Raw genomic sequence first — 15758 nt, forward strand, 5'->3', positions numbered from 1 at the left:
AAGAAATGATGATGCCAACACGCCGCCAATTCATGCACCATGTGGGCGCTGCCACCGCGCTCGGGGCCCTGGCGCCCTGGAGCGCCATGGCGCAGACACTGGAGCAGATCAAGATTTTCTATGGCTTTCCGGCTGGCAGCGCGGGCGACAGCGTCGCGCGGCGCGTGGGCGAGAAGCTGGCGGGCTCGGCCTACACACGCAATCCGGCCGTGGTGGAGAACAAGCCCGGCGCGGGGGGCCGCATCGCGCTGGAGTCGCTCAAGGGCGCGCCCGCGGATGGCAGCGTGCTCACGCTGTCGCCGTTCTCGTGCACGTCGATCTATCCGCACATCTACAGCAAGCTCAGCTACGACCCCGTCAAGGATTTCGTGCCGGTGTCCATCGGCGCCGTGATGCACCACGGGCTGGCCGTGGGGCCGATGGTGCCCGCGTCCGTGAAGAACGTGAAGGACTTCCTGGCCTGGGCCAAGGCCAACCCGGGCCAGGCCAACTATGGCTCGCCGGCGGCGGGCTCCACGCCGCACTTCATCGGCGCGCTGCTGGGCCTGAACCACGGGGTGGACCTGAAACACGTGCCGTACCGTGGGTCCATCCCCGGCGTGACCGATGTGGTGGGTGGGCAGATCGCGTCCATGGTCACCCCCAGCGGCGACTTCATTCCCAACCACAAGGCGGGCAAGCTGCGGCTCATCGCCACGTCCGGCCAGGCGCGCTCGCCGTTCTCGCCCGAAGTGGCGACCTTCGCGGAGCAGGGCTTCCCGGAGCTCACGACCGAGGAATGGTTCGGCTTCTACGCCCCCGCCCGCACGCCCGCCAGCGTGGTGGCCGCCGCCAATGCGGCCATCAACCAGGCCATCAAGGAAAAGGCCGTGATCGACAGCCTGGCCGTCGTGGGCCTGATCGCCAAGGGGTCGACGCAGGCCGAGATGGCGGCGTCGCAGCAGGCGGAATTCGAGCGTTGGGGCCCGCTGGTCAAGAAGATCGGGTTCACCGCGGAGTCTTGACTCCCCCTGAGCCGCTGCGCGTCTTCCCCCTGAGGGGGCGCCCCCGGCGCACGCGAGCGAAGCGCTGCCGGTGCAGCTTGACGGCCCTTGCGCGGGGGCGCTGGCCCTGCGGCGCGCCGGTATCGGCAGCCGCGTGCGATGCATGATTTTTGCAACAACCACAAGGAAATTCTTCGATGGATTCGACTGTGAAGCGTGTGGCGGTGGTGGCCACCGGCGTCATCGGCGCCAGTTGGGCTGCCTACTTTCTGGCGCAGGGGCTGGATGTGGATGCGACCGACCCCGCGGAGGGCGCCGAGCAGCGGCTGCGCGATGCGGTGGCCCGGCACTGGCCCGCTCTGGAGCAGCAGGGTCTGGCACCCGATGCCAGCCTCGAGCGGCTGCGCTTTCACCCGCGGCTGGAAGATGCGCTGGCGCAGGCGGACTTCGTGCAGGAGAACGGGCCGGAGCGGGTGGACTTCAAGGCCGACCTGATGCGCCGCATCGACGCGGCCGCGCCGGCGCACGCCATCGTGGCCTCCAGCTCGTCGGGCCTGTCGGTGTCGGCCATGCAGGCCCGGTGCGCCCGGCCGGAACGCATCGTGCTCGGGCACCCGTTCAACCCGCCGCACATGATCCCGCTGGTCGAGGTGGGCGGCGGCGAGAAGACGTCACCCGAGGCCATCGCCGCCGCGATGGCCTTCTACACCGCCATCGGCAAGCGCCCCATCCATGTGCGCCGCGAAGTCAAGGGCCACATCGCCAACCGCCTGCAGGCCGCACTGTGGCGCGAAGCCTTCCACCTGGTGAACGAGGGCGTGGCCAGCGTGGCCGACATCGACACCGCCATCGCCCAGGGCCCCGGCCTGCGGTGGGCGCTGATGGGGCCTTTCATGAACCTGCACCTGTCCGGCGGCGACGGCGGCATGGCCCATCTGCTGGCCCACCTGGGCGGCCCCATCGAAGGCTGGTGGGACGACCTGGGCGCGCCGCGCATGACGCCCGAACTGCAGCGCCGCGTGGTCGAGGGCGTGGACCAGGCGCTCGGCGGGCGCACCCAGGCAGAGCTGGCGCAGGTGCGCGATGCCCTGCTCATCGGCCTGCTGCGTGCCAAGAGCGCATCCCCCGGGCTGGACACGCCGACCTGATGGGCCCGGCGCTCCCCATCACCAGCCTCACCACGACACCGAGAGAGAGACACCACGCCATGCACCCCGGATTCCTTGACGACGACACCCAGATCGCGCTGGCATTGACCACCCAGACCCGTGCGGACGACGGCTCGATCACGCTGCAGTCCCCCGTGCCGCTGGGCGACTATGCGCGCTGCATCGGCGAGTGGCTGGAGCACTGGTCGCGCGAGACGCCCGACGCGCCGGCCCTGGCCGAGCGCGATGACGAGGGCGAGCACTGGCGCCGCCTGACGTACGGCGAGTTGCGCCGTGCCGTGGGCGCCTTGGCGCAGTCGCTGCTGGACCTGAAGCTGCCGGCCGACCGCCCCGTGGCGATCCTGTCGGACAACGCGGTGGACCATGCGGTGCTCATGCTCGCGGCCATGCATGTGGGCCTAGCCTCGTGCTCGCTGTCCAGCGCCTACGCGCGCTCCAGGGACCCGGCGCGGCTGCACAGCATGCTCGCGGCCCTCGGGCCGTCGCTGGTCTACGCGTCCGACGCCCGGGCGTACGCGCCGGCCCTGGCGGGGTACGCATCGGACGCGCTGCAGGTGTTCAGCCGCCACGCCGACGAGGTGTCGGGCGCGCTGCCCTTTGCGCGGCTGCTGCAGGGGGTGGAGACGCCGGCCGTCCGCCAGGCGTTCGACGCCATCGCGCCCGATGGCCACGCCAAGTACCTGCTGACGTCGGGCTCCACCGGGCGGCCCAAGGTGGTCATCAACACCCACCGCATGCTCTGCGCCAACCAGCAGATGATGGCCCAGACCTGGCCCTTTCTGACCCACGAAAAACCCGTGCTGGTGGACTGGCTGCCGTGGAGCCACACTTTCGGCGGCAACCACAACCTGAACATGGTGCTGTGCCACGGCGGCACGCTCTACATCGACGAAGGGCGGCCCGTGCCCGGGCTCATCGAGAAAACGGTGCGCAACCTGCGCGACGTGAAGCCGACGATGCTGTTCAACGTGCCGCGCGGCTTCGACATGCTGCTGCCCTTCCTCGAAGCGGACGAAGAGCTGGCCGCCGAGGTCCTGTCGCGCATGCGGCTGGCCTTCTATGCGGCGGCGGCGCTCGCGCCGTCCACCTGGCAGCGGCTCGAAGCGCTGGCCCTGCGCGTGCGGCCCGCGCAGCCGCTGTGGCTGACCACCTCCTGGGGCTCCACCGAGACGTCGCCCGCCGTCACCAGCGCGCACTGGCGGCTGGACAAGGCCGGCTGCATCGGCGCGCCGCTGCCCGGGCTGGCGCTCAAGCTCGTGCCCAATGGCAGCAAGCTCGAGATGCGGGTCAAGGGCGTGTCGGTGTTTCCGGGCTACCGCAACGCACCGGCCGAGACGGCGGCCGCGTTCGACAGCGAGGGCTTCTACCGCATCGGCGACGCCGGCTACCTGGTGGACCCCGAGCGGCCCGAGCGGGGCGTGGTCTTCAACGGGCGCGTGGCCGAGGACTTCAAGCTCTCCAGCGGCAGCTGGGTGTCGGTGGGCACGCTGCGCGTGGAGCTGATCTCGCAGCTCGCGCCGCTGGTGCAGGACATCGTGCTCACCGGCCACAACCACGACGAAGTGGGCATGCTGGTGTTCCCGTCGGCAGCGGGCGCGGCCGACCCCGCGAAGCTCACCGCCGCCCTGCAGGGCGTGATACGGGCCCGGCGCGACGCTGGCGCGGGCTCATCGCAGTGCCCCACACGCGCCCTGGTGCTGGCGCAGCCGCCCGATGCGGACAGCGGCGAGATCACCGACAAGGGCTACATCAACCAGGGCGCGGTGCTGACGCGCCGGGCCGCCGATGTGGCGCGGCTGCAGGCCAGCCCCATGGACGAGCAGGTCATCACCGCCTAGGGCTTTACGAACCAGGGCAGGTTCAAGTCCTTACAATATGAGAATCATTCTTATTAGCCACGGGCCTGACCACACTGCGCCCTCAGCCGTCCCGGTCCCGAACCTGCCGCGTTCGGGCCGTCCTTTGTCAGGCTGCGTGCGCCGTGGTTGCCCACTATTACCAAGAACTGCTGAACTACTTTGCCCGCATGGTGCGCAGTCGCGACTCGGCGGCAGACCTGGTGCACGAGGCCTACGCGCGCGTGCTGGCGCTGCAGCGCAGCGGCGAGGCCGTCGCCCAGCCGCGCGCGCTGCTGTACCGCACCGCGCGCAACCTGCTCATTGACCAGCACCGCCGCCATGTGGTGCGGGGCACGGTGCCTTCGGAGGCCGACGACAGCCTGCCCGATGTGTCCGAATTGCCCGCGCCCGCCGTGTGCGAACCCGAGGCTGCTTTCATCTCCGCGCAAGGTGTGGCTTCGATGATCGCCACCATCGAATCGCTGCCGCTGCGTTGCCGCGAGGCGTTCATCCTGCACAAATTCGACGGGCTGTCGCAGGCCGAGGTGGCCGCGCAGATGGGCATCTCGCGCAAGATGGTGGAGCAGCACATAAAGCGCGCCATGGTGGCCTGCCGCGCGTGCCGCGCCACCGCGCAGGGGGAGGACCAGCCATGAATGCGCAGCCCCCCATGCCAATGCCGGACGAAGCCAACGACCACATCGACGGTGAGGCCTTGGACTGGCTCGTGCGCAGCCAGGGCGCACCGGACGCCGCCACGCTGCAGGCCCTGCATTCGTGGCGCGACGCCGACCCGCGGCATGCGGCGGCGCTGGCGCGCTGGCAGCAGGAGTGGCGTGCGCTCGATGCACTGCCCGCAACGGCGGTCCAGCACCTGCGGGCCGGCTTGCTGCAGGACAAGGATCGTGCCGGCGCACCGGACCGCCCACGCGCGCGAGGTTGGAGTTGGAGTTGGAGTTGGAGTTGGAGTTGGAGCTGGGGTTGGGGTTGGGGTTGGGGTTGGGGGCAGGGCGCCGCCACGGTCGCATCGGTCTGCCTGGTGGCTGCCGCCACTGCCATGGGCTACCACCACTGGCAGCAGCAGCCCGTGTATGAGCAGGCCCTCGCGACCGGCCTGGGCCAGCAGTCCGAGGTGCACCTGCCCGACGGCAGCACCGTGCGCCTGGACACGAACACCCGCCTGGACGTCACCTTTCGCCGCCAGCGCCGCGAGGTGGTACTGCCCGAAGGCCAGGCCGTGTTCAAGGTGCAGGGCGATGCCGCGCGGCCGTTCGACGTGCTGGCGGGGTCCCTGCGCATCACGGTGGTGGGCACCCGGTTTTCGGTGCGCTACACGCCCGGCGTGCCGGGCGACGCCGGTGTGCGCGTGGCGGTGGAAGAGGGCCGCGTGCGCGTGGCCCGCGCTGCCGACGCTGGGCCCGAGGTGGTGGAGTTGACCGCAGGCCAGCAGGTGCGCAGCGCTGCGGATGGCCGCCTGACCGCCGTCGCCGCGGTGCCCGCTGCGGGCATTGCACCCTGGCGCGATGGGCGGGTGAGCTTTGACGACACGCCGTTGTCGCAGGCGCTGGCCGAGTTCGCCCGGTACGGCTCCACGCAGCTGGTGGTGCGCGACCCCGGCGTGGGCGCGCTGCGCCTGACCGGCACGTTCGACCCGCGGCGGCTCGATAACTTCACCCGGTCCCTGCCCAGCGTGCTGCCCGTGCAACTGCGCGCGCACGGCGCGGTCACCGAGATCGTGGCCGCTCCCCACCCTCAGCCTCAGTAGCCACCCCCGGTAGCGGCCGGCAGCAGGCCGTTGCTGGCCGTCCGCCGCCGGCGGATGGGTCTGCGCGCCTGTGGGCCCCGCGCGCCCCGCCTGCCCTGCACAGGGCCCCGCATCTTTTTTCAAAAAACTTGGCCCACCGACCTAGGGGGATGGCTTCGGCCTGCGTCTACATGAGAAGGCGTCTTATTCAAATATTCATTCCAACATCCGTTTCCAGGGAGATCTCTCACATGCCCCGCACCCGATTCCGGCCCGCCCCGCTGGCCCTGGCCGCCGCACTCAGCCTGGCGGCCATGGGCGCCAGCGCCCAGGTGGCGCCCGCCGCCGGGCAGCCCGCCGTGGCGCTCAGCATTGCCGCGCAGCCACTGGCCCAGGCGCTCAACGACCTGGCGCGCCAGTCACGCATGGAGCTCATGGTCCAGCCCGCGTTGGTGGCGGGGCGCTCGGCCCAGGCCGTGAACGGGTCGCTCACGGTGCGCGAGGCGCTGGACCGGCTGCTCGCGGGCTCGGGCCTGGTGGGCGTGATCGAAGGCACCAGCATCGTGGTGCGCAGGCCGCCCGCGGCGGCGTCATCGGGTGCTGCGGGTGCAGCGGGCGAGACCAGCCTGGCCGAAGTGCGGGTGCAGGCCCAGGCCGAGCCCAGCGCGCTCACCGAGCACAGCGGCTCCTACACCACGCGCCAGGCGGGCACGTCCACGCCGCTGGGCCTGTCGCTGCGCGAGACGCCCCAGTCGGTCAGCGTCATCACGCGCCAGCGCATGGAAGACCAGGGGCTGACGCAGCTGTCCGACGTGGTCGCGCAGACGCCCGGGCTGGTCTTCAGCCAGAGCGGCAACCAGGGCTCGGACAGCTCGCCCATCTACTCGCGCGGCTTCTCGGTCAATACCTACATGATCGACGGCGTCCGCCAGACGGACTCCAACTACTCGAGCATCTTCCAGACCAACGACATGGCGATGTTCGACCGCGTGGAAGTGGTGCGCGGCGCCTCCGGCCTGATGAACGGCATCGGCACGCCGGGCGCGGCCATCAACATGATCCGCAAGCGGCCCACGGCCGACTTCCAGGCCTCCGTGCGGGCCGAGGCGGGCTCGTGGAACCATGTGCGGACCGAGGCGGACATCGCCGGGCCCATCAACGCGTCGGGCAGCGTGCGGGGCCGCCTGGTGGCCGCCGCGCAGGACAACGACTCCTACATCGACCGCCTCAAAGAGCGCAAGAAGCTGCTCTACGGCGCGGTCGAGGCCGACCTCACGGCGCAGACGCAGCTGTTCGCCGGCGCGTCGGTGCAGCACCACGACGCCACGGGCCACGCGCGCGGCGGCCTGCCGGCCTACTACGCCGACGGCACGCGCACGCAGTGGAGCCGCTCGGCTTCGGCCGCACCGCCCTGGGCGTATTCCAAGCGCCACTACACCTCGGTGTTCGCGGCGCTGGAGCACCGCTTCAGCGACGACTGGAAGGTCAGGGCCACGGCCACCCGCACCAACAACTTCTACGACGAGCTGATCGGCTACGCCAGCGGCGGCGCGCCGGTGCGCGCGACGGGCGCGGGTGTCACGCTGTGGGCGGGCCGCTGGAGCGCCACGCCGCGCCAGGACAGCCTGGACGTGCAGACCACGGGCCGCTTCGACCTGCTGGGGCGCAAGCACGACGTGGCCTTCGGTGCGCAGATGTCGCGCACCAGCTACGACGCGCCGTCGTACACCAACTGGACGCACGCGGGCTGGAGCAGTGCCATCGGCAACATCTTCACCTGGGACGGCACTTCGCCCGCCGCGCCGCCCAACCCCAGCATCGGCCGCAACACCTCGGACGAACGCCTGAACAGCGCCTATGCCACCGTGCGCTTCAAGCCCACGGACGCGCTGGCCGTGCTGGCCGGCGCGCGCGTGGTGGACTGGAGCCGCGCGCAGACCAGCACCCGCTTTTCCACCGGCGCCCGCACCGCCAACAACCGCTACGAAAGCGGCGAGGTGACCCCGTACCTGGGCCTGGTCTACGACATCGACCGCAACTGGTCGGCCTATACCAGCTTCACCACCATCTTCACGCCGCAGAGCCTGCGCCTGGCCAACGGCGACTACATGGACCCGCAGACGGGCGACAGCTTCGAGCTGGGCGTGAAGGGCGCGTTCCTGAACGACCGCCTCAACGTCTCGGGCGCCATCTACAAGGCGCGGCAGGACAACCTGGGCGTGGCCATTCCCAACGTGTTCGCCCCGGACGGCAGCCAGGCCTACGAGGCCGTCTCGGGCACCAGCACGCGCGGCTTCGAGGTCGAGGCCACGGGCGAGGTGCGCCCGGGCTGGCAGGTCGCGGCAGGCTTCTCGCGCAACCTCACGCAGGACCGCCTGCGCACCCGCCTGCTCACCGACGTGCCGCAGAACACGGCCAAGCTGTTCACCAGCTACCGCATCGCCGGCATCGGCAAAGGCCTGACCGTGGGGGGCGGCCTGCGCTGGCAAAACCAGATCTACCGCGACAACCAGGGCGCCGCGCGCGTGCGGTTCACGCAGCCCGCGTATGCGGTGGTCGACCTCATGGTGCGCTACGCCATCACCGACACGGTGGCCGTCACGGCCAACCTGCGCAACGCCCTCGACAAGGTGTACTACACCTCGGTCGGCAACTCGTACTACGGTGCGCCGCGCAGCCTGCAGGTGGCGCTGGACGTGCGGTTCTGATGCGCCCCCTGAGTCGCTTTGCGCCGTCCCCCTGGAAGGGGGCCGCTCCCAGCGCGGCGGGGCGGCCCTTGCGCGGGAGCCCTGGCCTGTGTTGCGCCAGTTTTACCGGCAGGGAGTGACGCATGCCATCGCATCTCTGCAACCGGAGTGATCTGCCATGAAAGAAGGCTTTCGCCAGTGCATGGCCTGGCTGCACACCTGGGTCGGGCTGGTGGTGGGCTGGGTGCTGTTCTTCGTGTTCGTGACGGGCACGGCCGGCTACTTCGCGCACGAGATCGACCGGTGGATGCGCCCCGAGCTGCCCTTGGACACCGCTGCCGCGACGGTGGACCCGCACCGGGCGGTGGCGCTGGCGCAGGCATACCTGCAGGCCAACGCGCCGCCACAGTCGCAGGACTGGTCGGTGCAGCTGCCCGGCCAGCGCGGCAGCAGCGCACTGAGCGTGAGCTGGCGCGAGCCGCCCGCCGATGGCAAGCCCGGCGCGCGCGGGCGCTTCGTGCGCCGAACGCTCGACCCGGACACCGGCCAGGCAGCCGCCGAGCCCGTGGTGCGCAAAACCGGCGGCGGCCACCTGCTGTACCGCATGCACTACATGCTGCACTACGTGCCGTACGACGTGGCGATCCGGCTGGTGGGCGTGTGCACCATGCTGATGCTCATGGCCGTGGTGACCGGGGTCATCACCCACAAGAAGATCTTCGTGGACTTCTTCACCTTCCGGCCGGGCAAGGGGCAGCGCTCGTGGCTGGACGCGCACAACATCATCAGCGTGACGGCGCTGCCGTTTTTTCTGATGATCACGTACAGCGGGCTGGTGTTCTTCCTGTTCCAGTACATGCCGGCGGGCCTGGCGGCCAGCCACTATGCGGGCAATGCGCAGGTGTTCTACGACGACCTGCTGCAGCGACCGGCCACCGTGAATGCCACTGTTTCCGCGCAGCCGCTCACCGCTTTGGCGCCGCTGGTGGCCCAGGCCGAGGCGCAGTGGGGCGCGGGCCAGGTGGCGCGCGTGGGCGTGCAGCAGCCCGGGCGCGCCGATGCCGACGTGCAGCTGGTGCGCGTGGCGGGCGGGCAGATTGCCGGCAGCGACCGGCTGCGCTTTCATGCCCGCACGGGCGAGGCCCTGCCGCCCAAGGCCGAGGACGGCGCGGCCCGCGAGACGCAAGACGTCCTGCTGGCCCTGCACGAAGGCCGCTTTGCAGGGCCCGTGCTGCGCTGGCTGTACTTTGCGAGTGGCCTCTTGGGCTGCGCGATGATCGCCACCGGCCTCGTGCTCTGGACGGCCAAGCGCCGCGCCCAACAGGACAAGCGAGCCAAGGCGGGCGGCAAGCCCGAGTTCGGCTTTCGGCTGATGGAGTGCCTGAACATCGGCACCGTGGCCGGCCTGCCCGTGGCCGTGGCCGCGTACTTCTGGGCCAACCGCCTGATCCCGGCGGACTTCGCCACCCGCCGCGAGTGGGAGGCACACGTGCTCTTCATCACCTGGGGCGTGCTGCTGCTGTACCCGGCCTTGCGCACGCCGCTGCGCGCGTGGCTCGAATCGCTGTGGCTGGCCGCCGCCGCCTTCGCGCTGCTGCCCCTGCTCAACGCACTGACCACCGACCGCCACCTGGGCGTCACCCTGCCTGCGGGCGACTGGGTGCTGGCCGGGTTCGACCTGACCATGCTGGCGCTGGGCGCCTGCCTTGCGGTCGCGGCCCGCCGCGTGCACCGCCGGCAGCGCGCTGCGGTGGCGCCCGCGCGCGCCCGTGGTGCCGTGGTCGCCGGTGCCGCCCTCTAGCGCGCCGCAGTGCTTCTTTCCCGTTTTTTTCTTTCTTCTTCTCGATTTTCAAAGGAGTCTCCATGTTCAAGAAAACCCTGCTCGCCGTCGCTCTGTCTGGCATTGCCCTGTCCGCCACCGCCCACCAACTGTGGCTGGAGCGTGACGCCACCGGCCCGGTGCGCGTGTACGTGGGCGACGCCGACAGCGAGCACGACAAGGGCGCCGAAGTGGCCAAGCTGGCCGCCACCACCCAGGTCTTCACCACCAACCGCCAGCAAACCGCCAAGCTCAACGCCAAGGAAGAGTTTCTGGAGGCCGACGTGGCCGCTGCCGGCGACGTGCGCCTGTCCAACGACCAGGTCTGGAAGCCCTGGAAGGCCAAGGACGGCAGCTTCCAGGCCGCCGTGTTCAACGCGCGCGCCGGCCGCAGCGAGACGCAGGCCGTGCTCGACTACGAGCTGGTGCCCGTCACGGCGGGTGGCAACACCTTCACGCTGGTGTTCAAGGGGCAGCCCGTGGCGAACAAGACCGTCACGGTGATCACGCCCGACAAGTGGACCAAGGGCTTCAAGACCGATGCGGCCGGCCGCGTCGACGTGCCGGTGAACGGCAAGGGCCGCTACGTGCTCGTCAGCACCCACGAGGCACCTGCCGTGGGCGATGTGGTCATTGCCGGCCAGAAGGTGGCCAAGCTGGGCTACACCACCACGCTGACCTTCGTCGCGCAGTAAGCCGCCATGGCCACCGCACACGCAGGCTCTGCCGCGCGCTACCGCTGCATGGTGGCCAGCCGCGCCCTGGCGGCGGCCCTGGGCGGCTATGCGCTGGCGTCGCTGTTCACCGCGGTGCTGGCCGTGGGGCTGCCCCGCGTGTCGGACACCAGCCGCGCCAGCGCGCTGCTCACGGCCACCCTGCTCAGCTTTGCGGTGTACGCGGCGGCCGTGGTGTGGGCCTTCAGCGCACGCAGTGCACTGCGCGCCTGGGCCGGAATCGCCGTGCCGTCGGCCGTGCTGGCCGCTGCGCTCTGGGCGCTGAAGGTGGGTGCATGACGGCGGCGATCTGGGCCGCACCGCTGGCCGCGCTCACGCTGTCGTTCAGCGGCATGGCGGGCCTGGCGCTGGCCATGGACCGCCACCACGAACAGGTCACCGGCCGCAGCGAGGTGCCGCGCACGCGGCGCCGGGTGCTGCGCTGGGCGGGCAGCCTGCTGCTGGCGCTGTCCCTGGCCGCCTGCATCGGGGCCTGGGGCACCACCGTGGGGCTGACCGCCTGGTGCGGCCTCCTCACGGCGGGCGGCCTGCTGGTGGGCGTGCTGCTGACCTACGCGCCGCACCTGGCGGTGCGGGTGTCGGCGGCCACGGTGCTGGTGGCGGGCGTGTGCCTTGTGGGGTCCGCTGGCGGGCTGTAGGCACCGGCGGCGCCGCTTTGGGGGGCGTTGGCAAAAAAAGTCCCGAACAGCGTGCCCTTTTTTCCGTCTCGTTGGTCATAGGCAGTAGGTGCAGTGCGCGGCCCAGCAGCCTGCGCCGTTGGCGGCCTGCGTTTTTTTCATCTTCGTTTTTCGACCCAGCCATGTCTTCACTCTTTGCCTCACCTTCCGCCGCCGGTGCCATCCTTGCGCTGGCCGCCTGCGCCTGGGCGGGCCACGCCCATGCCGACTACGTGTGGCTGCAGCGCGACGGGGCCCAGGCCCGCGCCTACGCCGGCGAGCTGCCCCGCCGCAGCGCGGCGCTGCCGCCCCTCCAGGCCCCACGCGCCTACCTGGCCGACGGCAAGGACCTGCCCGTGGCGCCGCAGGCCGGCCACATCGACATCACCGCACCGGGCGGGGACGATCTGCGCCTGAGCACCTTGCACGTCACCGGCCACGGCGCGGTCACCTACTACCAGGCCCGCGCCGGCCGCAGCGAGACCCGCGCCACCAACGACCTGGAGCTGGTGCCCACCACGCCCGGCGGCAACACCTTCAAGCTGGTGTGGAAGGGGCAGACCGTGGCAGCGTCGCAGGTGAACGTGGACACCAGCGCCGGCTGGCGCCGCACGCTGGCCCCGGCGGCCGATGGAACGGTGCAACTGGAGACGCCGTTCCCCGGCCTCTACGTGCTGGAGGTGAGCGCCAAGGTCAACGGCTCCGTCACCGTGGACGGCAAGAAATACGACGACGTGCGCCACACCGCCACGCTCAGCTTCGAGGTGCCCCGCTGATGGCCCCGACCCCACCCAATACACGCACCGCACGCACAACCCTGAGCGTGGGCGCCCTGGTGGTGCTGGCGGGTGCCATCGCCGCCGGCGCCTGGTGGTGGACGCGGCAGCCCGCCATGGTCTACGACACCGTGCCCGTGGCGCGCGGCGACATCGAGGCCACGGTCAGCGCCATCGGCACGCTGCAGCCGCGCCGCTATGTGGACGTGGGCGCGCAGGTGTCGGGGCAGATAACGCGCCTGCATGTGCAGCCCGGCACCGAGGTCAAGAAAGGCCAGCTGCTGGTCGAGATAGACCCCAGCGTGCAGCAGGCCACCGTGGACGGCGCCCGCGCCGCACTCGCCGGCCTGCGGGCGCAGCTGGCCGAGCAGCAGGCCCAGTACCGCCTGGCCCAGCAGCAGCAGGCCCGCCAGCAGCAGATGGAGCGCGAAGGCGCCACGCGCCTCGAAGATTTGCAGACGGCCGAGGCCGCGCTGGCATCGGCGGCGGCGCGCATCGACCACCTCAAGGCGCAGATCGACCAGACCCAGGCGAGCCTGAAGGCCGATGAGGCGCGCCTGGGTTACACCCGCATCTACGCGCCCATGGCCGGCACCGTGGTGGCGCTGGAAGCGCGCGAGGGCCAGACCCTGAACGCCACCTACCAGACGCCCAATATCCTGCGCGTGGCCGACCTGTCGACCATGACGGTGTGGACCGAAGTCTCCGAGGCCGACATCCGCCGCGTGCGGGCCGGCCTGCCGGTGTACTTCACCACGCTGGGCGGGCAGGCCGACGCCGCCGCGCGCCGCTGGCGCAGCACCGTGCGCCAGGTGCTGCCCGCGCCGCCCACGCCCGAGGCCAAGGCTGCGGGCGGCGCCAACGCGCAGGCCGCCGCGAGCAAGGCCGTGTCGTACACCGTACTGTTCGACGTGGACAACGCCGACGGCGAGCTGATGCCGCAGATGACCGCGCAGACCAGCTTCGTCACCGCGCAGGCGCAGGGCGTGATCGCCGTGCCGCTGTCGGCCCTGGCAATCCCTGCCAGCCCGGCCGGCGCCAAGGCGGCTGGTGGCAAGGCATCTGATGCGGAGGGTGACGGTGACAGCGCTGGTGCCGGCGCTGGCGCGAAGGCCGCAGCAGCCACCCACAGCGCCCGCGTGCTGCGCGCCGATGGCGTGGTGGAGCAGCGCGCCGTCGTCGTGGCCGTGAAAAGCCGCCACCTGGCCGAGGTGCGCTCGGGCCTGCAGGAGGGCGAGCAGCTGGTGACCGGCGAGCGCCCTGCGCGCAGCGGACCGCAAAGGTTCAAGCTGTGACCGCAGGCACCGGCATCCAACACGACACCCTGCACGGCGTCTTGCATGACGCCCCTGGTGTGCCGCTGATCGAGCTGCGCGGCGTGCGCCGCCGCTACGGCGGTGGCGAGCAGCCCGAGGTGGAGGTGCTGCGTGGCATCTCGCTGTCGATCCATGCGGGCGAGTTCGTCGCCATCGTGGGCGCGTCGGGCTCGGGCAAGTCCACGCTCATGAACCTGCTCGGCTGCCTGGACAAGCCCAGCAGCGGCAGCTACCGCTTCCAGGGCGAAGACGTGGCGGGGTTCGACGCCGACCAGCTGGCCTGGCTGCGGCGCGAGGCCTTCGGCTTCGTCTTTCAGGGCTACCACCTGATCCGCGCCGAGTCGGCGTGCGAGAACGTCGAGGTGCCCGCCATCTACGCCGGCACCCCGCGCGAGGAGCGCACCCGCCGCGCAGCCGCACTGCTGTCGCGCCTGGGCCTGGCCGACAAGCTGCACCACCGGCCCACGCAGCTGTCGGGCGGGCAGCAGCAGCGCGTGTCGATTGCCCGGGCACTGATGAACGGCGGCCGCATCATCCTGGCCGACGAGCCCACCGGCGCGCTGGACACCCACAGCGGCGCCGAGGTGATGGCGCTGCTGCACGAGCTGGCCGACGCGGGCCACACCATCGTGCTCATCACCCACGACCGCGAAGTGGCCGCCCAGGCGCGCCGCGTGATCGAGATCCGCGACGGCGAGATCGTGGCGGACAGCGGTGCGGCCGTGGCAGGGGCGTTTGAAGCAAAAAATGCCTCTACCGCGCAACCAGCAAGCGCAAGAAGCTATAAAAATAGTAGCAAGCGTTCCGGCCGCGCTTTCTGGGCCGAATTGGCCGAGGCCGCCCGCTCGGCCTGGCGCGGCATGCGCATCAACCGCGCGCGCACCGGGCTCACGCTGCTGGGCATCGTGATCGGCGTGGCGTCGGTCATCGTGATGATGGGCGTGGGCGAGGGCGCCAAGCAGCGCGTGGTGGAGCAGATGGGCTCCATGGGCACCACCATCATGTACCTGGGCGCCAGCCACCCGCGCGAGGGCGGGCCGCAGGGCGAGATCACCGCAGAGGACCTGGAGGCCATCGCCCGCCTGCCCGAGATCGGCCACGTGATGCCCGTCATCGGCGACCCCATCCCCGTGCGCCATGGCAATGTCGAGCGGCAGATCTACGTGTTCGCCGCCAGCGAGGACATGCCCCGCGTGCACCACTGGAAGGTGGCGCAGGGCCGCTACTACACCGCGGCCGAAGACCGCGACCTGGCGCCGCTGGTGGTGCTGGGGCACAAGGCCAGCGCGCAGTTCTTTCCGGACCATCCGAACCCGCTGGGCCGCCACCTGCTGATCGGCAACGCGCCGTTCGAGGTGATCGGCGTGATGGCCGAGCGCGGCGCCGACTCGGGCGCGCAGAACTACGACGACATGGTGTTCATTCCGTACCAGTCGGGCCGCGCCCGCGTGTACCGCGTGCAGACCCAGCCCGACTACACCGTGGTCGCTGCCGCGTCGGTGGAGCAGGTGCAGGCGGCCGAGAAGGCCATGCACGCCCTGCTGCTGTCGCGCCACGGGCGCGAGGACTTTCGCATCGGCAACGCGGCGGCCAAGCTGCAGGCCGAGGCGCAGACGCGCAACGCCATGACCATGATGCTGGGCCTGATCGCGGCCGTGTCGCTGGTGGTGGGCGGCATCGGCGTGATGAACGTGATGCTGATGACGGTGCGCGAGCGCACGCGCGAGATCGGCATCCGCATGGCCACCGGCGCGCGGCAGGGCGACATCCTGCGCCAGTTCCTCACCGAGGCCGTGCTCGTCACGCTGGTGGGCGGCGCGGCGGGCCTGGCCATCGGCCTGGCCGTGGGCGCGGTGCTCATCGTGTCGGGCGTGCCCGTGATCTTCTCGCTCACCGCCATGGGCGGTGCCTTTGCCTGCGCCGTGGCCACGGGCCTGGTGTTCGGCTACATGCCCGCCCGCCGCGCCGCCGGGCTCGACCCCGTGGTGGCCCTGGCTTCCGAATGATTGTGATGGTTGGTATGCGCACTTGTATTG

13 protein-coding genes are annotated in these 15758 nt (G+C 70.9%); all 13 read left to right on the forward strand.

The window, feature by feature from the left end; genetic code table 11:
• The first annotated feature begins 11 nt into the window (after positions 1 to 11).
• The 13 genes from AC1RCS_RS11430 to AC1RCS_RS11490 all read left to right on the forward strand — a co-directional run bounded on the left by AC1RCS_RS11430 (position 12) and on the right by AC1RCS_RS11490 (position 15728).
• Positions 12 to 1004, forward strand: a complete 993-nt coding sequence (locus AC1RCS_RS11430; RefSeq protein WP_492244695.1) for a Bug family tripartite tricarboxylate transporter substrate binding protein — start codon at positions 12 to 14, stop codon at positions 1002 to 1004.
• Between the two features lie 176 nt (positions 1005 to 1180).
• Complete coding sequence (locus AC1RCS_RS11435) at positions 1181 to 2131, forward strand: 3-hydroxyacyl-CoA dehydrogenase NAD-binding domain-containing protein (protein ID WP_492244593.1); 951 nt, start codon at positions 1181 to 1183, stop codon at positions 2129 to 2131.
• A gap of 59 nt (positions 2132 to 2190) precedes the next feature.
• Positions 2191 to 3990 carry a feruloyl-CoA synthase gene (locus tag AC1RCS_RS11440; RefSeq protein WP_492244592.1) on the forward strand — a complete coding sequence of 600 codons (1800 nt, stop codon included), beginning with the start codon at positions 2191 to 2193 and terminating at the stop codon, positions 3988 to 3990.
• 143 nt (positions 3991 to 4133) lie between these two features.
• Positions 4134 to 4646: a sigma-70 family RNA polymerase sigma factor gene (locus AC1RCS_RS11445; protein WP_492244591.1), complete on the forward strand. Its 513-nt coding sequence runs from the start codon at positions 4134 to 4136 to the stop codon at positions 4644 to 4646.
• On the forward strand, positions 4643 to 5755 hold the full coding sequence (locus tag AC1RCS_RS11450) for a FecR family protein (protein ID WP_492244590.1): 1113 nt from the start codon (positions 4643 to 4645) through the stop codon (positions 5753 to 5755). The genes AC1RCS_RS11445 and AC1RCS_RS11450 overlap by 4 nt, the downstream gene beginning before the upstream one ends.
• 230 nt (positions 5756 to 5985) lie before the next feature.
• Complete coding sequence (locus AC1RCS_RS11455; protein ID WP_492244589.1) at positions 5986 to 8442, forward strand: TonB-dependent siderophore receptor; 2457 nt, start codon at positions 5986 to 5988, stop codon at positions 8440 to 8442.
• Between the two features lie 157 nt (positions 8443 to 8599).
• Positions 8600 to 10222 (forward strand): PepSY-associated TM helix domain-containing protein, encoded by a 1623-nt coding sequence (locus AC1RCS_RS11460; RefSeq protein WP_492244588.1) that lies wholly within the window; start codon positions 8600 to 8602, stop codon positions 10220 to 10222.
• Positions 10223 to 10284: 62 nt separating this feature from the next.
• Positions 10285 to 10935: a nickel uptake transporter family protein gene (locus tag AC1RCS_RS11465; protein ID WP_492244587.1), complete on the forward strand. Its 651-nt coding sequence runs from the start codon at positions 10285 to 10287 to the stop codon at positions 10933 to 10935.
• Between the two features lie 6 nt (positions 10936 to 10941).
• Positions 10942 to 11253, forward strand: a complete 312-nt coding sequence (locus tag AC1RCS_RS11470) for a DUF3649 domain-containing protein (protein ID WP_492244586.1) — start codon at positions 10942 to 10944, stop codon at positions 11251 to 11253.
• The gene (locus AC1RCS_RS11475; RefSeq protein ID WP_492244585.1) at positions 11250 to 11612 is read left to right on the forward strand and encodes a DUF3325 domain-containing protein; all 363 of its coding nucleotides are present in this window, start codon (positions 11250 to 11252) and stop codon (positions 11610 to 11612) included. The genes AC1RCS_RS11470 and AC1RCS_RS11475 overlap by 4 nt, the downstream gene beginning before the upstream one ends.
• A 161-nt stretch (positions 11613 to 11773) precedes the next feature.
• Complete coding sequence (locus AC1RCS_RS11480; RefSeq protein ID WP_255593409.1) at positions 11774 to 12406, forward strand: hypothetical protein; 633 nt, start codon at positions 11774 to 11776, stop codon at positions 12404 to 12406.
• Positions 12406 to 13701 carry an efflux RND transporter periplasmic adaptor subunit gene (locus tag AC1RCS_RS11485; RefSeq protein WP_492244584.1) on the forward strand — a complete coding sequence of 432 codons (1296 nt, stop codon included), beginning with the start codon at positions 12406 to 12408 and terminating at the stop codon, positions 13699 to 13701. The genes AC1RCS_RS11480 and AC1RCS_RS11485 overlap by 1 nt, the downstream gene beginning before the upstream one ends.
• Before the next feature lie 59 nt (positions 13702 to 13760).
• Positions 13761 to 15728 carry a MacB family efflux pump subunit gene (locus AC1RCS_RS11490; protein WP_492244694.1) on the forward strand — a complete coding sequence of 656 codons (1968 nt, stop codon included), beginning with the start codon at positions 13761 to 13763 and terminating at the stop codon, positions 15726 to 15728.
• Positions 15729 to 15758: the final 30 nt, after the last annotated feature.

This window comes from Acidovorax sp. GW823-FHT01C06 (assembly GCF_058798375.1).

What these genes read in the sequence shown, in the direction of transcription:
- AC1RCS_RS11475 (WP_492244585.1), top strand. Translation starts at nt 11,250, where the DNA reads ATGACGGCGGCGATCTGGGCCGCACCGCTGGCCGCGCTCACGCTGTCG.
- AC1RCS_RS11435 (WP_492244593.1), top strand. Translation starts at nt 1,181, where the DNA reads ATGGATTCGACTGTGAAGCGTGTGGCGGTGGTGGCCACCGGCGTCATC.
- AC1RCS_RS11465 (WP_492244587.1), top strand. Translation starts at nt 10,285, where the DNA reads ATGTTCAAGAAAACCCTGCTCGCCGTCGCTCTGTCTGGCATTGCCCTG.
- AC1RCS_RS11480 (WP_255593409.1), top strand. Translation starts at nt 11,774, where the DNA reads ATGTCTTCACTCTTTGCCTCACCTTCCGCCGCCGGTGCCATCCTTGCG.
- AC1RCS_RS11470 (WP_492244586.1), top strand. Translation starts at nt 10,942, where the DNA reads ATGGCCACCGCACACGCAGGCTCTGCCGCGCGCTACCGCTGCATGGTG.
- AC1RCS_RS11455 (WP_492244589.1), top strand. Translation starts at nt 5,986, where the DNA reads ATGCCCCGCACCCGATTCCGGCCCGCCCCGCTGGCCCTGGCCGCCGCA.
- AC1RCS_RS11440 (WP_492244592.1), top strand. Translation starts at nt 2,191, where the DNA reads ATGCACCCCGGATTCCTTGACGACGACACCCAGATCGCGCTGGCATTG.
- AC1RCS_RS11430 (WP_492244695.1), top strand. Translation starts at nt 12, where the DNA reads ATGCCAACACGCCGCCAATTCATGCACCATGTGGGCGCTGCCACCGCG.
- AC1RCS_RS11450 (WP_492244590.1), top strand. Translation starts at nt 4,643, where the DNA reads ATGAATGCGCAGCCCCCCATGCCAATGCCGGACGAAGCCAACGACCAC.
- AC1RCS_RS11485 (WP_492244584.1), top strand. Translation starts at nt 12,406, where the DNA reads ATGGCCCCGACCCCACCCAATACACGCACCGCACGCACAACCCTGAGC.
- AC1RCS_RS11460 (WP_492244588.1), top strand. Translation starts at nt 8,600, where the DNA reads ATGAAAGAAGGCTTTCGCCAGTGCATGGCCTGGCTGCACACCTGGGTC.